Below are 16900 nucleotides of genomic sequence, written 5' to 3'. Positions count from 1 at the left end.
GATTTGAGCAACTGTTTTCAGTCCTAACATGAGATAAAGGTGGAAAAATTGCAACAATTTGCTATAGGTCAACGTTGGTTATCTGATACAGAAACAGAACTTGGTTTAGGTGTTTTAATTGACGTTGATGAGCGTTCAATTAGCATTCTCTTTCCCAAAAGTGACGAAACACGTGTTTATGCACGCAACAACGCGCCTTTATCTCGTATTGTTTTTAATGCAAATGATGAGCTGCAAGATCAAGAAGGCGTGACTTGGACTGTCGAGTCGGTTGAAGATCGTCATGGTGTATTGCGATATAATGTGATTCGCACACTTGCGGACGGTACACAAGAACGTAAATCACTCAATGAAACCCGTATTGGGGCATCTATTCAGCTTTCAAAACCGCTTGATCGTTTGCTTGCGAGCCAAGTCGATTATAAAGAATGGTATGACTTGCGCATCGAAGCCATGCAAATGCAAGCCAATATGCAAAATTCTCCTTTACGTGGCTTGATTGGCGCACGTGTCGGGTTGATTCCACATCAGCTTTATATCGCCCATGAAGTCGGTAAACGTTTTGCACCGCGTGTCTTACTTGCCGATGAAGTGGGTTTGGGTAAAACCATTGAAGCAGGTTTGATCATTCACCAACAACTAAAAACGGGTCGTTCTGAACGTATTTTGATTTTGGTGCCTGATTCATTGCAATATCAGTGGATGATTGAAATGCGCCGTCGTTTCAATTTGAATTTTTCATTGTTTGATTTGACGCGTACTGCTTCGATCAAAGAGCATGATCCTGAACTTAATCCATTCCTCACTGAACAATGCATCATTGCCTCTGTTGACTTGATGATCGACCATGATGATTTACGTGAGCAAGCGATTGAAGCAGGTTTCGATTTACTTGTGGTCGATGAAGCACATCATTTGATGTGGAGCGAAGAAGAAGGTGGTAATGATCGTTATGACCTTGTTGAAGAGTTTGCTGAAAAAACCGCAGGCGTTTTATTGTTAACCGCAACACCTGAACAATTGGGTGTAGAAAGTCATTTTGCACGTTTGCGTTTACTTGATCCACAACGTTTTAGCTCGCTTGATCGTTTCTTAGATGAAGAAGAGCAATATCATCATACTGCGAAAATTGCAGAAGCATTGATGTCTGATCTGCCGCTTGAAGCTGAACATTTGGCTGCGGTAGAAACTTTACTTGGTCATGCGATTGAAGATCAACCTGAACAACGTTTCCGTGCCATTCATGAGTTGTTAGACCGTCATGGAACAGGGCGTATTTTATTCCGTAATACCCGTGAAGCAATTCAAGGTTTCCCTGGTCGTGACTGTCAACCTGCGCCACTTCCTGCACCAGAAAATTGGTCGAAAGATGGTAAATTACGTGAACAAATGTGGCCTGAAGAAGCTCAACTTGATGGGGCTTGGATGGAAACTGACCCACGTGTAATGTGGTTGATGGAGCGTTTACGTACAGATTTAAAACATAAAAAAGTATTGCTAATTGCACGTAGTGGCCCTGTGGTTGAAGCTTTGGAAAATGCTTTACGTATCCATGCTGGGATCCGTACTGCGATGTTCCATGAAGGTATGAGCCTACTTGAGCGTGACCAAGCCGCAGCTTATTTTGCTGAAGATTCTTATGGTGCACAGATTTTACTTTGCTCTGAAATTGGTTCAGAAGGACGAAACTTCCAGTTTGCTTCAGATTTAGTCTTATTTGATTTGCCTGCAAACCCAGATGTACTCGAGCAGCGTATTGGTCGTTTAGACCGTATTGGTCAAGAAAACCGTATTCAAATTCATGTGCCTTATTTACTTGGTACCGCACAAGAGCGTATGTTCCGTTGGTATAATGAAGCATTGAATATTTTCAGTAATATTTCACCAACTGCACAAACCTTACAAGAAAACTTTATTGTTGACCTTAAAGATTGTCTATTGACCGACAAAGGTCAAGCATTTGAAGATTTACTTGAAGCTGTAAATGTACAACGTCAAGCGCTTGAAGATGAACTGCAAGAAGGGCGTGACCGTTTGCTTGAGTATAATTCTTGTCGTCCAATGGTGGCACAAGAGATTGTCAATGCACTTGAAGATTACGATGATAATACCTTATTGCCAATGTTTATGAAGCGCTTTATGGCATCTACAAACATTGATTTTGATGAGCAAAGCAATGGTACAGTGATCATCAAGCCAACGGATCAAATGCAAGTGCAAGGCTTAGACATTGATGAAGAAGGGATGACCGTTACTTTCTACCGTGACCAAGCACAAATTCGTGAAGATGCACAATACATCACTTTAGAGCATCCATTTACTGAAAGCGTGATGGAAATGATCCGTACACAATCTTTTGGTAGTACCAATGTTGCTGTGCTTAAATCAGCGGCTTTACCACAAGGTTCAGTTCTGCTTGAAGTGTGGTTTAAAGTTGATGTTGTTGCACCTAAGGCCTTGAATTTACCTTCAAGTTTGCCAAAGCAGTTGATTCGCGTATTGTTAAGTGAAAAAGGTCAGGATCTATCCAATAAAATCGCGCCTGAAATTTTAAAACCTTATTTACATCATTTAGATAGTAATAGTTGTCGTCAAGTGGTGAAAGCACGCCGTGAAGTGATCGAACAGCGTTATGCACAGGCACTTGAGCTTGCTAAAGGTGCATTACCTGAGCTGAAACAACAAGCCAAAGAAATGTATGGCAGTAAATGGCAATACGAGATTGACCGTTTGACTTATTTAAAACAGTTCAATCCAAGTATTCGTGAAGATGAAATTAGCCGTTTGCAAAAGCTGCAAAAAGAAGGTTTAGATCTGTTAGAAGGTTTGGCAGTTACACCTGAAGCGATTCAAGTCTTGGTTGTTGTAAAACCTTAATCACCTCATAAAATTAAAGCTCCCTCGGGAGCTTTTTTATTTTTCATAGACGATGAGTATAAATAGTCGATCTATAGTGACTGATGATTTAGAGTTTTATAAAAAAGCCCTGCATGGTGCAAGGCTTTTCAATAATATAAGAACGAAATTAATGATGATCGTGATCATGTTTATGTGTATGAAATTCTTCATTTTTACGGAAACGTAAATAATTTTCGAATTGTTCACAATATTCATCATAATTGTCTTCTAACATCATTTGAAACTGTTGAAGAATATAAGACATCACTTGTTCTTTCGCATCACGCATTTCGTTGCCATCTTTAAAGGTATTGGCTGCTACCCAAGTGTTAAAGCGGGCAGTACCAAACAACATCGCTGCACTCACTTGTCCACGTAACTCATTTGGATCAGGCTTTTGCCCTTTAGGCGGACGACAAAACTCATTGGCTTGTTTAATAAATTCGTCAGCACGCTCAAAAAAAACCGCATTTAACGCTTCTTCTTCGGTGACATCCGTAGCATCAATTTTTTGAGACATGAAAATTTCCACAACAATGATTTAAATATGACAGCATTATAGGATAATCTTACGATTAAACGAAATGTTTCACTTCATCTTCAGGTGGATTCATATATTCATCAAAATTGTTGGCATATTCATCAAAATTGTCTTCAAGCATCAGTTGATATTGTGCTAAAAAATAACTCAAAACTTGTTCTTTATTGGCTTTTAAATCTTCAGCTTTACTATAACCACATGCAGTTAGCCAAATATTAAAGCGAGCATTGGCATACATCAATGAAGCACTGACTTTAGAGGCTGATGTTGCAAATTCTTCATTATCTGTATTGTCTGAAAGTTCATTGGCAAGGGCAATAAATGCATCTGCACGTTCATAAAACTGTTCATCGGCAACGCTTTCAACAGGTTCTAATAAACCATCAAAATCATTTGAATTTTCAGCCATTTTAAAATTTCTCAATTACTTGTATGTATAAGCGAACTATAGCATACTTAAAATAGCCTAAGTAATTAAATCAAGCTTTTTAAGGATTTCTCATGCAAGATGCAATCGCAGTACAAAGTTTAAAAAGTGACATTGCTTTATTACGTCAAAATATTTGGCCACCTGTGGATTTGGCAAATGTTGAAGGTTTACCGATTTATTATGGTTCTAAACAACAAGTTGCAGATTATTATCAACAATGGACAGGTTTGATTGAACGTGCACAGGATTTGTTTCAACCCTTTATGGAAGATGAAGTCCTAGATGCCATTCATCTGCCCAGTCATTTAAATTTACCCTTATTTTTCTTTCATGTAGACCGTATACGCATCAATAAAACACGTGCTAAAGAGTCAAAAACCTTTCGTGGTCTTGCCAGTTTAATGGAAAAATGCGGGCAGTTTGAGCCTGAACAAGTACTTGCGATGAAGCAATGGTTAGAAAGTGATGACACGGCTGCATTGGTTGCACATCGTGAATTTATTGATTTACGTACTTATATTTTCCAACATGGACAAACAGAATATACACGCACGCGTTTTTATGTGAATGGTTTAGTGCTCAGCACAGAGCAGCATTTTGAATTGGTCGACGCACGTGATAAACCAAGAAAACAGCGTAATGATAGCTATAGTGACCCTTTAGCAGACAACAATACTTGGAAGGTTTTTGGGAAATATCGCTAGGTATATTGTCCCAATCATGACCAAAAAGGCTGTGTCGCTGAAAAATGCGATAAATCTTGTGCAGTTTGTTCTAATAAACGTTGTTCACGTGCAGCAAGCCAACCGATCGCAAACCATGCTTTAGGCTCTTGTTGCACAATGTTTTTAAAGACATTTTTCAGCAACGATTACATCATTATATTGACCTAAACTTTCCTGTACAGGTTTAAGCGTTTTAAGATATTGATTCACTTTTTTAGGCGGGTAAATTGATGCCATAAACTCAATACTATAACGCAGACGTTTTAAACGTTTACGGGTACGATGACGCTCATCAATACTTAAATCTAAATAATGTTGTGCATCGTGCATAATTTGTTGATGCAGTTTATTGATCTCTTTTCTAAATTTTTTCTTTAAATTTGCTTTGTTTGCTTGATGTATATCTTCATTAACAAATTGAATGAGAGATAAAATCAACAGATTAAACGGCGTAGACTGAAACACCATCTCTAAGTGAGCGCTATTTTCATTTATATCTTGTGGTCGTTCAACATCAGGAGCACCTGCTGCTTTGAGTTGCGGGCATAATTCTTCTTCAATCATATCAAGATCACGACGTGTACTGAGTTGTCTAAACAATTGTGCAAGTTGTTCTGTCCAAGTAGGGTCAATATGATTCGACCATGTCGAAAACGTTTTGAAGGCACTACGCAAACGTCGAATCGCAACACGTGCTTGGTGCACATGTTCACTGCGAAAATTTCCTGACGCGATTGCGCTACTATTGGGTAATAAATGCTGTAAGGTATTGTTAACTATATCTTTTAAGGCTTGCTCAGGTGGGTCGTCAGCATGCAAGATAAGCGGTGATTGAAATTCGATAGGAGAATCAGCATGATTTTGTGCCAATAAAAAACCACGTTGCGCTTTACTGCGTACATCTATCCAGAGCCCATAACGTTTTACCCGTGGTAGAACAAAGGAAATTAAATCTTGAATAGAGCCTTGCTTTAACTCAAATTCAATTTCACATACTTCAATCATTTGCTCTTGGTGTTGGATGTTCCCAACATCGATACTGACTTCTATTTGGCTGTTTTGAAAATTAAATAATGTGTTGGATCGCTTGATTCGAGTTTCAAACTGCACATGTAAATCAGCATGCATACTGTTTAGAAGTTTCAGGGTTTTTTTATCGATGTGCTTTTGTGTTTGATAAAAAGCCAAATTTAAAGCCGTAGGTTCTACCTCACTGAGCTTATTTTCAAACTCTGCGCGTTGTAACTGCTGTGCTGTGGGTAGTTTAAGGGTTTGAATCCATATTGTATTTTCTAAACGTTGGCGTAGCGAAATGTGTTTGCCTGAAAGGGTAAATGTATTGGTATCAAAATATTTTGCGTTCAAATTTAAGATCTTTGGATTTTTTCTTTGTAGTGTTTTAAGTAATACATTCTGTTGATCTTTGGCAATTTGAAATTTTAATTCAACTTCAAACATCGTAATCCATCCTTTTTTGAGAACAATGGCTTAACTTAACAATACCTGACTGTTCGCTATAGGTGACTAAAATATTGTATGTAAACATGTCGATCTGCTTTTGTTTTGATTGGTTATTTAAAGCGCATTTTGCTGTGCTTTTATACAATTTGGTGGTGAAATAAAAGTAAACCATGATAAAAAACAGGTTAAACATGGATTTGAAAATATTTAAAACTTACCGTTTAGTTTGGAATGTGGTCAAAATTCAATATCAGCATCCGTTCAAAGACATGCTGATTCTCGGCATTATTTTACTCATTCATACCTTATTGTCGGTTGCAGTGCCTTATATTTTAAAAGAAATTGTGGATCAATCGAAATCAGGCTCAACACAACTTGAAATCGGACAGTTTTTTTCATGGATGAATTTATATATCTTGGCAACCGCATACGCATTGGGCTGGTTGTTGATGAATATTTTAAATCATGTACAAAATTTTTTGAGTGCAAATTTACAAACGAAATTTAAAATTGCATTACTACATGGTGGTGTACAACAATATTTTAAGACGACTTTTGCAGAACAGAAGAAAATTGAGCTAGGTGTCTATCAAACCGATATTTTGCGTGGGGCGGCCTCATTTGGCACAATTACCTATGTCATCCTTTTTGTATTAATTCCCATTATTTTTCAAATACTCAGTATGGTGTGGGTGTTAGCACAGTCTATTGCTTTAAATTATGCGATTTATTTTATGTTATTTGCCTTTGTTACATTTGCATTGAATATTTATTTTACAGCCAAAGGCAATGATATTTTTACTGCGATGTACAATGCACAAAATCAAGTTGGGCAGTTCTTTGTAGAAAAAATTCAAGCTAATTATGATATTAAGGTCAATGGTGCACAGCAATATGAAATGAATTTATATGAGAAGCGGTTGAGCAGCTATAAAAATGAAATGGTCAAAAGTTATAGACGATTAGCTGTGATTATGATGATACAGGTCTTCTTTGTGGGCACATTCCTGTTGACATTCATGCTTTTTACGGTCTATTTATTTAAACATCAAAGTGTTACTTCGGGTGATTTTGTACTGATCAGTACTTATATTATTGCTCTGACCATGCCTTTACTCATGGTGTCACAAAGTATTATCCACTTAAAAGGTGACTTTATTGCCATCGAAAAATTTTACCAATATTTTGACTTGGACACCGATCAATTTAGCTGTGAAACGATTATTGATTTGCCAATTTTATATCACTTTGAAAATGCAAAATTTTATTTAGGTAAAAACCTCATTGAAAACTTTAATTTAGACATTGAACAAAATAAAACCTATGTCGCAATTGGACAAACAGGCATAGGAAAAACCAGTTTTATCAACTATTTAATTGGCTTAGAACGTATTCAAGCAGGGCAATTGTTCTATAAAAATATCGAGATTAGCCAGCAATTTTCGAAAAATATTTTTCAAGAAATTGCTGTTGTGAGTCAAACACCGGTGGTGTATTCGGGGACATTACGAGAAAATTTAATTCATAATAGTCAGTATTGTTATCGTGATCATGAATTAATCATGTATTTATCAAGATTTAATTTATTGAATCTGCTAGAGAAAAATAATTTAACTTTGGATGATGATTTAAAACATATTTATAAAAGTTTTTCAGGTGGTGAAAAACAAAGAATTAGCATTATTCGGGCGCTATTAAAAAAACCAAAATTACTCATTATGGATGAGCCGACAGCAGCTTTAGACGAGCAGACCAGTGTGGAGGTGATGCAATTTATACGTACCGAAGTGCCTTCAATTTTTATGATTTCTCATGCAAATTTTGCCATGCAGTATGCAGACGAAGTCATTAATTTTGATGAATGGGTAGCAAAAAATCAATGCAGCGTAGATCCGTAGATGACGCTGCAAAATAGATTTATTTTAAGAATTTACGGCTCACTAAAAATTGCTCAGTCGCTTCAAGTAACTTTTCTGCATAGACTTCTTGTTTCGCGGTGAGCCAACCTAAGGCAAACCAATCACTCGCTTCTAAATCGGTTTGTTGTAAATACGATGAAGATGATGCAAGCACCTGATATTGCTCAGATGCATGTTGTGCATCATTGAGTGCTTTGCCATATTTCTGTAGATTTTTCACATCATAAATAGCAGTTAAAATGGGGAAGCTAAATTTTAACTCACTGAGTCTTAATGCCAGTTCCTCTAAGGTTTCGAGGTCAGCAAGATCGGCATGATTTAAGCTGTCTTGCAGTTGTTTATATTGATTTTGCAAAGTATTTTGTGCAAACCATTTTAAATCGTGGCTTTGGGTTTTCTTTTCATTATTTAAACTAAACATTAAAAGTTCTAAATAATGTTGAACGTTCAGTGTAGATTTCACTAAATTATTCAATTTTTCTTTGGCATATAAAATGTCTTTGTCCAAACTCTCTGCTGTTTTCGGATTTTGTAGCAATGCACCTAGGGTATTTTGCATATGTTCAAAATGCGCAAGATTTTGGAAATGGCTTTTAAATGCTGCCAATTGATATGCCCATTTATCCGAAATATCAGTACTCCATTCTTTGAATAATGAAATGCTTAAATGTAAATGATGTAAGGCGATTTGTGCTTGTTGTAAGTGTTCAGGTTCAGCAACATGTGCTGAAATTGCGGCAATATTGGGCAGTAAATGCTGTAATTGATTGGCAATCAATAGTCGTAAATTAAAATCAGCAGATTCTTTTTTATTTAACATGAGCTCTTTGGCAAATTTAGCTGGGCTGACCGATTTATTTTCAACCAATAAATGACCAAATTCAGCTTTGCTACGTACATCGAGCCATAGTTGATATTTTTTTACCCATTCAAAACTAAACGCGAGTAAAGACTGGATTGAACCACTTTTGAGTTCAAATTCAACTTCATAAATCTCTTGTTTGGCAGTTTCTGTGCGAATTTCACCGACATCGATACTGATTTCGATTTCGGCATCTTGATATTGCATCACACGAAAGGTACGTTGAATGTCAGTTTCAAACTGTAGTTTGAGTTGCTCTGTGTGTTCGCCGAGGGTATTTTTTAAAATCTCTAATGCTTCGGGATATTCTTGATAAATGTCTAAATTTAATTCAGGGGCTGTTTCTAGCTCACCAAGATCATGATTATGTTCAAAACGGTGCAGCTGAGTTTTACCCATGGCTTTGAGCGTTTGAATCCAACGTGTGCCTTCGAGGCGTTGACGCAGTGCAGCCGAATGTTGTGACAATAATTGGTTTTCAGTATCGTAATATTTAGCTTGTAGGTGAACGGTTTCAGATTTTTTGGGGTCTAATGCTTTGAGTAATGCATGGCGGCGAGCTTCTGGAATCTGAAATTTTAACTCAACTTCAAGCATGAAATTTTCCTAAACAACAAATAATGAAAACAATAAAAATATAAATTTGAGCAAATTTTTCAATAACAACGTTGAAAAATGACTGCGCAACATTTTACGACTGATCTTGTTAAATTGTAACGGATATTCACACAATAAAGCAGTTCAATCCTGTGCCGATTTTGCTGCTATGGATGATATTGTGCCGAAAAAGGACATTGCCTTTTTTAAATGCAAACTATACAGTGAAAGGCATAAAAAATATTCAAAAGGATCTACGATGAATAGCCAGATTGAGCCAAAACGGGATGTATCTGTTCAGCCACAATTTCAACTTCCAATTAAAAACTATGCTGAATTTTACCGTTTTTATTTAACAGAGCATCGTAATATCACGAGTCGCCGTCTACATGCGGTAGGGAGTAGTGTCGGGATTTATTTTTTTAGTAAAGCAATTCGTCAACGCAAAGCGAAATATTTTGTGTATGGATTAGTGTCTGGCTATGCCTGTGCATGGGTGGGGCATTTTATGTTTGAAAAAAACAAACCCGCAAGTTTTAAACAACCATTATATAGCTTTATTTCAGATTGGCGCATGTTATCGGATATTGTTCGAGGTAACTTAAGTCTGAAAGATCGTCAGTTGGATAAGATCGAGAGTTAGATTTTATTTTTAATAAAGGCTTAGTATGTTTTAGCATTTTAAATTTCATCCGATAATTAAATTAGGCTAAACAAAAATGTGGAATAATCCATAAGAAGTAAGCGTGGAACGTGATCAACCATATAAAAAGTCTGATTTGCACAAGTCAGACTTTCATGGACTTCAACTTATTGAAATAATTAAATTAATATAGATGTGTTATTCCCAAGTAGAAATGTCCTACCTAATAACCAAATAGAAATGTCCTATATGGACATTTCCAAGTCAAGCACAGGATTCAGATTTCGTTGTTCAATCGCTGTTTTCTGTGCACGTCTACTTGGCATCTTTTGAGAACGATTGCGTTTGTTTTGTTGTTCCAGTTCTTCATGCTGTTGTTGGATATGATTCAGAACAGCACCCAACCGTTTATTCTCAACAATCTCTCGCTGATTCAGCTGACTTAATTTATCGAATAGGCTGTAATTGATCTTTCGGCCATCATGCATGAGGGCTACAGTACCATCCGGGTATTCCAGGAACTCAAGATACTTACCGATCAACCTTTGATTTTCTTCGGTGTTTTCTAGGAGATATACGCATTTATCATAAGTAATCGTCAGGCTATTCGTGACTCTGCGGGGTTCACGCCAAGTAAAAATATCATCTAATTCTTCGGCTGTTTCAGTGATAGGCCGATGTAGATTCTTAGGATTAAAAGCCATCTTGGCGAACTTCTGATTGAACTGCTCAATGAAGCAGGGTAGCCAGGCATTCGCTTGCTCAATCGAACAGATACCTTCCAAGCGCATTTCTTTGATCAGACGGTCCTGAAGCGTTCTATTCGCCCGTTCTACACGGCCTTTAGCTTGTGGTGAGTTGGCGAAGATGATATCGATATTGAGGGTACTGAGCACACGTCCAAATTGCGTGATCTTGGTGTCTTTATTGCTGCTTTGATTCACCCTGAAGACTGAATGTTTGTCGCTGTAAAATGCTAAAGGCTTACCGTGCTGTTCGACATATAAGCGTGTTGAAATCATATAGTCAAAGGCTGATTCTGATTCACAGAAGCGTAAATGCTGTAATTTTCCTGTGGCATCATCGATAAATACCAGTAGGCAGCACTTGGCAGAACGGCCTTCAAACCAGTCATGATATGAGCCATCAATCTGGATCAGTTCACCGACGCAATCTCGGTTATAACGAGGCTGATACGGTCGTTTCAGACGCTTGGCGCGAGGAATCCATAAATTAGCTGCAATCATCCAAGAACGTAGTGTTTCCACTGAAATATCAAATCCATGAACAGTGGTGAGCTTTTCATGCGCTAAAGTGGGTCCAAAACCGTGGAATTGCTCAGCAACAAGATTGAGGCACTTGAGCCTGATTTCTTCAGGAAGCCTGGAGTTGCTGGTTTGGCCACGTGCAGCATGTGCTAATGCAGCTGGGCCTTGAGCTTTATATTTCTGCAGTAATCGTCTGATTTGACGTTCTGAGATATGAAGTAGCTGAGCAGCCTGAGGTTGAGTTATGCGTTGATCGCAGATTTCCTGCAAGACCGACAATCGTTTAAGTTCTTTATCCGACATAGACACCAACATATCAAACCGTCCGCTTAGATAATCGCAAAAGCGCATATTCTAAAAGCGGACATTTTTACTTTGGAGAAACCGGACATTTCTATTTTGGAGTTACATAGATGCTTTCGCATAAGGTGTATTATGTTAATTTTAGAAAACCTAATTAAACGCTTCTAGGTAGTTCATTAATTCAGTTTTTCCTTGCTTCTGTGCTCTTTCAAATGCTGTTTCCTTGTATTTATTTTTGTGTTTCATATCTATTCCATATTCAGCTAAGAACTGTAATCCGTATAAATTATTATAATCTACGAAAACATGAGGCATTTGGAAAACTGGATCTTTACCGAGTGGATTACAACCTAAATCTATTAATAATTTATAAATTTCAGTATTTTTATTGAGCCCAGCAATAGCTAAGCCCTTTTGTGTTATCGTTTTAATAAAATATTCTTTAAAATGCTCAAAAAAATAGAATACCATTTCATCTGAATATCTAAAGGCCAATTCAAGTGGCGTATATACAAATGATTTTTTCTTTGGGTCTGCACCAAGTTCTAATAATTTCTTAGCTAAATCAGTATTATTTTCCTGAATGCTCAATCCTAAAGGAGTTCCTACACCTTTAAGCTCTCTATTTAACTCACCTTTACTTATTTTTTTTGATAATAAAAAATCTATCTGATCTACTAAATTAAGATAGCAAGCATATACTAGGGTCTGCTTTATTTTTTCTTCTTGAAGGCTTGTCTGTAATTGAATTTTTCTTTCTTCATCAGATGGCGTTACCCCATAAGTTTGATATAAGATCAATTCCATTGCATCATCCCAAAATAACTCAGGATTGTAATCAGTATGATGTATTACTTTTTTATCAATAGAATAATAGCTATAAATTCCATTATCTAATTCTGAACTATCCATAAGGTCATATATTTCTTGAAATATATCTTCAGTATTCCCTAGATTTCTGAATCCTATTTCATCTGTTTCATAAATAGTTGCATACCTTAAGTGAATGGTTTTATTCATCACAAAGAAGAAATCTTGAGTAAGCTTTAATCCATCTACTTTTCTTAAAATTGTATCTATTGTTGGATTCATAAGTTGAATTAAATATCATAAATTTTGTTTTAGTATAAAAGAAAATTACTCGAATATTGATTTCATTTAACATAATGGGGGGAGGTTGTGCGAAATTATTCATTAAAATTATTTTTATTTCAATGGTTTATGTTGTTTAACAACCGCTACTCATCCGCAAAAAAAAGCCGATCCAGTTACATTTCAGCCCTTTTAACAGTTTTGGTAGCTTTTTTTTATAAAATTGATCATAAAGTCGTCTTTTTGCCTAATTTACTATGAGTCAAATTACTGAAATTATTTGCAGTCAGTTTTATCAATAAGTTCAGTAAATGATTAAGTTTTTTAATTTCTACATTTAATCAATGTGTTCTCATAACGCTTTGTCTTATAATAATCAAAGTTTTGTATTTGTTTTGAGTTTTTGACTTATGCGCGGTTTATATTTAATCACCAATGATGATCCAATTGAGCTTTTATTGGCAAAGCTTGAAGGTGCAATGTCAACTTATGAAGTGGCAGTATTGCAATATCGCCGTAAAAAAGTGGCAAAACAAGATCAGGACTATGAAATCGAATATATGAAGTCGATGTGTGCGCAATATAAAGTCCCTTTTGTCATTAATGATGACTTAGATGCTGCGGTAAAATATGGTGTGGGTGTACATTTAGGGCAAGATGATGGTTCTATCGTAGAAGCAGTTACTCGTCTGCCGAAAAATATTTTGATTGGTCGTAGTTGTAATAATTCGATTGAACTTGCAGAACAAGCCATTGCTGATGGTGCAAACTATGTAGCTTTTGGTGCAATTTATGCGACTGAAACCAAGCCTGAGGCAGGTAATATTGGTTTAGAGACTTTAAAACAAGCCAAAGCAAAATTTAATGTGCCAATTTGTGCGATTGGTGGTTTAACTGTTGAAAATTCAAGTGAAGTGATTGATGCTGGTGCCGACCTTTGTGCCGTGATTAGTGATATATTGGGACAATCATTATCAGGCGTTACTGTGCGTACCCACGAATGGGCTGATTTATTTGCATCAAAAGCATAAGCTTTTTTGAATGCCATTGTATTTTTAAGTTGAGCATTTCCATGACTTTATCTGCCAAGCAAGAACAATTGTTTAAACAAGCAAGCAAACACATTCCAGGTGGGGTGAACTCTCCTGTACGTGCGTTTAATGGTGTCGGTGGTACGCCAGTTTTTATTGAAAAAGCCAAGGGTGCTTATTTGTACGATGTCGATGGCAAGCGTTATGTCGACTATGTGGGTTCATGGGGGCCGATGATTTTAGGGCATGCGCATCCTGACATTATCAAAGCAGTGCAAGATGCTGCTGTCGATGGTTTAAGTTTCGGTGCACCGACTGTGCATGAAACAACACTTGCAGATATTATCTGTGAAATTATGCCTTCAATTGAATTGGTTCGTATGACCAACTCAGGGACTGAGGCGACCATGACGGCGATTCGTTTAGCGCGTGGTTATACAGGGCGTGACAAAATTGTCAAATTTGAAGGCTGTTATCACGGTCACTCAGATTCATTGCTTGTAAAAGCAGGTTCAGGTTTATTAACCAAAGGTGAAGGGGAAGCGACTTCTGCTGGTGTTCCTGCTGATTTTGCTAAACACACTTTAACATTGCCATACAATGATATTCCCACTTTAAAAGAATGCTTTGCCAAGTTTGGTGCTGAAATTGCAGGGGTGATTGTTGAACCTGTCGCAGGCAATATGAATCTGGTTAAACCGATTGATGGATTCTTACAAGCCATTCGTGATGTGTGTGACGAGCATGGTTCAGTTTTCATCATTGATGAAGTGATGACAGGTTTCCGTGTGGGCCTGGGCGGTGCGCAAGCACATTATGGTGTAACCCCTGACTTAACCACTCTGGGTAAAATCATTGGTGCAGGTCTGCCTGTAGGTGCCTTTGGTGGTAAACGTGAAGTGATGGAATGCATTGCGCCACTTGGTAAAGTGTATCAAGCAGGGACATTGTCAGGCAATCCATTGGCGATGCGTGCAGGAATTGAAATGTTTAAGCATTTACGCCAAGACGGCTTTTATGAAAATATTACTGCACAACTCGAAAAATTACTTATAGGTTTACAAGCTGCTGCGAATGAAGCAGGCATTGCCTTTAAAACTCAGCAAGTGGGTGCAATGTTTGGCTTGTACTTTACAGATCAAGAAGATATCACAAGCTTTGACTCGATGTTGAAATGTGATGTCGACGCTTTCCGTAAGTTCTTCCACGGTATGTTAAAACGTGGTGTCAATCTTGCGCCATCGGCTTTTGAAGCGGGCTTTATTTCAGCTGCACATAGTGATGAAGATATTCAATTTACCATTGATATGGCAAAAGAAGTTTTTGCAGAAATGAAAGGTTAATGACTCACTTATATTGCATTTAAGGCATTGCTTTAAATGCAATTGAGTATTTTACCTTTGGCTAACCCTCACTTTGGCATCATTTTTAAAGTAGTGCTTAAAAATTCGCTCAGGAGAGGGAACTCCTTTAAATTTTAACAGGAATGAATGGATGCAAACCAAACATTATTTGACCTTGGCTGATGCCGAGTTTTTATTGGATCAGGCATATCAATATGCAGTTCAAAAACAATTTAATGTCAGCATTGCAATTGTCGATGAAACAGGCAATTTACTTGCTATGAAGCGTATGGATGGTGCTTCACCAATGACTGCAAATTTATGTTTAGAAAAAGCCAAATGCTCTGCGATTAGCCGTCGTCCTTCGGGCTTATTTGAAAATTTAATTAAAAATGGTCAGATGGGTTTTCTCACTATGGATACCTTTTCGGGCATGTTAGAAGGTGGTGAGCCGATTTTATACCAAGGACAGTTGGTCGGTGCTGTGGGGGTTTCAGGTGTTAAATCATTTGAAGATGCAGAAATTGCACAACATGCTATTGAATTATTTTTAGCACAATGTGGCGCTTAGCAGTATTTGGGTTATTGGCTGTAAGATTTTGATCATCATTTTGTTTCGATTATATGAAATTCTCTGCTTTGAGTTGATGACTGATAAAAGTCAGAGAACAATGATGATGAGAAAATGAAAAACATATATCCATAATATTTTTATTAAATTTTTAAACTTTATGTGATATGTTTCGCTTAAATTTTTTTTACTATTATGTGTGTCAGTAATTTGTAGGAAAATAAGTTTGGAAATTTTTGAATAAATTGCTACATTTATGCGATGAAAACAAAAAAAATGTCACCGCTAGGGGATTGTTATGAGAAATAAAATCTATTCAGAAAAGCGCCGTAAACTGTATAGATTTGTGAATCAGGTTTTGAAAAATTCATTTATTACGAAACTGATTCATAAAGATACAAAAGATCAAAGTATAGAAATTGACGCTTTGACTGGGGTTTACAATCAGTTTGGAATTAATCAATTTGTCAAAGAATTGCACCCACAAGAAACAACGCATTATGGCATTCTATTGATTAATATTGATAATTTAGATGAAATTCGTACGCAATACAATCAAAAATCTGGTGATAAAGTAATCTACGAAGTTGCTCAAAAACTTGCTCATAATATTCGTGAAACTGATTTGATTGGGCGTTTGAGTGATTCAGAATTTATTTTGATTTTAAATGATATTAACCAAGCCCAAATGGCGCAAATTGCAGGACGTTTATTGAATGCAATTCAGGCACATCCTATAAAGCTCAAAAATAAAGAAATTTTACCAATGTTGAGTTACGGTATTTCTGTTTCAGATCATCAGTCTAAGAGTCAGGATGTATTACAACAAGCGGATCACAATCGCTTTATGATGAAAGATCAATCAAATCCATTCTATGCAGAGTCACAAACTTTGTCTTAAATGAATGCGCTTAAAAACTTTAGGTTTCGGTGACAACTCAACAATCCTAAACTATCTGTCAGATGACTTATATTTTAAAAAACTATAAGTCATGCTTTTGCGCGATTAATTATTCCAAAGTTTTTTACACAAATATAACGTCAAGATTTACAATAGCCTAATAAATGATTAGCGCCAATGTTGATTGGGATGCTAAGCCCTTTTTTGTGCTGTGTAAATAACGATTTAACCACTTTTGGCAGGGTATTCTATCTATGCAAATTGTATTTTAAATAGAATATGAAGAGGGTGTAGTGGATTTAAAACGTTAAATGA

The 16900-nt window shown here is 36.7% G+C and carries 15 protein-coding genes; 8 read left to right on the top strand and 7 right to left on the bottom strand.

Annotated features, from left to right (window positions below; genetic code table 11):
* The first annotated feature begins 39 nt into the window (after window positions 1-39).
* Window positions 40-2877, top strand: coding sequence for an RNA polymerase-associated protein RapA (rapA, locus tag G0028_RS12000; RefSeq protein WP_180045137.1), 2838 nt, complete (start codon window positions 40-42; stop codon window positions 2875-2877).
* A gap of 148 nt (window positions 2878-3025) precedes the next feature.
* Here the strand turns inward: rapA and G0028_RS11995 are convergent, their stop codons facing one another.
* Together G0028_RS11995 and G0028_RS11990 are read right to left on the bottom strand one after the other, a co-directional pair.
* Window positions 3026-3418, bottom strand: a complete 393-nt coding sequence (locus tag G0028_RS11995; protein ID WP_180045138.1) for a DUF3144 domain-containing protein — start codon at window positions 3416-3418, stop codon at window positions 3026-3028.
* A 55-nt stretch (window positions 3419-3473) separates the two neighbouring features.
* On the bottom strand, window positions 3474-3848 hold the full coding sequence (locus tag G0028_RS11990; RefSeq protein WP_130073187.1) for a DUF3144 domain-containing protein: 375 nt from the start codon (window positions 3846-3848) through the stop codon (window positions 3474-3476).
* Window positions 3849-3940: 92 nt separating this feature from the next.
* Between G0028_RS11990 and G0028_RS11985 the strand changes: the two genes are divergently transcribed.
* Complete coding sequence (locus G0028_RS11985) at window positions 3941-4573, top strand: hypothetical protein (RefSeq protein WP_130073188.1); 633 nt, start codon at window positions 3941-3943, stop codon at window positions 4571-4573.
* Between the two features lie 14 nt (window positions 4574-4587).
* Here the strand turns inward: G0028_RS11985 and G0028_RS21100 are convergent, their stop codons facing one another.
* Window positions 4588-4737, bottom strand: coding sequence for a hypothetical protein (locus G0028_RS21100; protein WP_227554725.1), 150 nt, complete (start codon window positions 4735-4737; stop codon window positions 4588-4590).
* Entirely contained in the window at window positions 4718-6052 is a 1335-nt protein-coding gene (locus tag G0028_RS11980; protein WP_227554724.1) for a CHAD domain-containing protein, read from the bottom strand. Before G0028_RS11980 ends, G0028_RS21100 begins: the two co-directional genes overlap by 20 nt.
* A 194-nt stretch (window positions 6053-6246) precedes the next feature.
* On the opposite strand from G0028_RS11980, the gene G0028_RS11975 reads away from it, so the two are divergent.
* A complete protein-coding gene (locus tag G0028_RS11975) occupies window positions 6247-7953 on the top strand; it encodes an ATP-binding cassette domain-containing protein (protein ID WP_180045139.1) in 1707 nt (568 codons plus the stop codon).
* Between the two features lie 19 nt (window positions 7954-7972).
* Here the strand turns inward: G0028_RS11975 and G0028_RS11970 are convergent, their stop codons facing one another.
* Complete coding sequence (locus tag G0028_RS11970) at window positions 7973-9433, bottom strand: inorganic triphosphatase (RefSeq protein ID WP_130073191.1); 1461 nt, start codon at window positions 9431-9433, stop codon at window positions 7973-7975.
* A 259-nt stretch (window positions 9434-9692) separates the two neighbouring features.
* Here G0028_RS11970 and G0028_RS11965 point away from each other — a divergent pair, with 259 nt between their 5' ends.
* Window positions 9693-10076 carry a DUF962 domain-containing protein gene (locus G0028_RS11965; protein ID WP_174492412.1) on the top strand — a complete coding sequence of 128 codons (384 nt, stop codon included), beginning with the start codon at window positions 9693-9695 and terminating at the stop codon, window positions 10074-10076.
* A 245-nt stretch (window positions 10077-10321) separates the two neighbouring features.
* Here the strand turns inward: G0028_RS11965 and G0028_RS11960 are convergent, their stop codons facing one another.
* Both G0028_RS11960 and G0028_RS11955 read right to left on the bottom strand, forming a co-directional pair.
* A complete protein-coding gene (locus G0028_RS11960) occupies window positions 10322-11647 on the bottom strand; it encodes an ISNCY family transposase (protein ID WP_180048085.1) in 1326 nt (441 codons plus the stop codon).
* A 150-nt stretch (window positions 11648-11797) separates the two neighbouring features.
* Window positions 11798-12739 carry an ankyrin repeat domain-containing protein gene (locus G0028_RS11955; RefSeq protein WP_174492413.1) on the bottom strand — a complete coding sequence of 314 codons (942 nt, stop codon included), beginning with the start codon at window positions 12737-12739 and terminating at the stop codon, window positions 11798-11800.
* A 410-nt stretch (window positions 12740-13149) separates the two neighbouring features.
* On the opposite strand from G0028_RS11955, the gene thiE reads away from it, so the two are divergent.
* The 4 genes from thiE (at window position 13150) to G0028_RS11935 (ending at window position 16585) form a co-directional block, all read left to right on the top strand.
* A complete protein-coding gene (gene thiE, locus G0028_RS11950) occupies window positions 13150-13770 on the top strand; it encodes a thiamine phosphate synthase (RefSeq protein WP_180045652.1) in 621 nt (206 codons plus the stop codon).
* A 41-nt stretch (window positions 13771-13811) separates the two neighbouring features.
* Window positions 13812-15113 carry a glutamate-1-semialdehyde 2,1-aminomutase gene (hemL, locus tag G0028_RS11945; RefSeq protein WP_130073195.1) on the top strand — a complete coding sequence of 434 codons (1302 nt, stop codon included), beginning with the start codon at window positions 13812-13814 and terminating at the stop codon, window positions 15111-15113.
* 151 nt (window positions 15114-15264) lie between these two features.
* Window positions 15265-15684 (top strand): GlcG/HbpS family heme-binding protein, encoded by a 420-nt coding sequence (locus G0028_RS11940; RefSeq protein ID WP_130073196.1) that lies wholly within the window; start codon window positions 15265-15267, stop codon window positions 15682-15684.
* 298 nt (window positions 15685-15982) lie between these two features.
* Entirely contained in the window at window positions 15983-16585 is a 603-nt protein-coding gene (locus tag G0028_RS11935; protein WP_174492415.1) for a GGDEF domain-containing protein, read from the top strand.
* The last annotated feature ends 315 nt before the right edge of the window (window positions 16586-16900 follow it).

The organism is Acinetobacter piscicola (assembly GCF_015218165.1).
Lineage (GTDB): Bacteria > Pseudomonadota > Gammaproteobacteria > Pseudomonadales > Moraxellaceae > Acinetobacter > Acinetobacter piscicola_A.
Note: the sequence above shows the minus strand (reverse complement) of the source record. Positions and strands in the feature narration are given on the sequence as shown.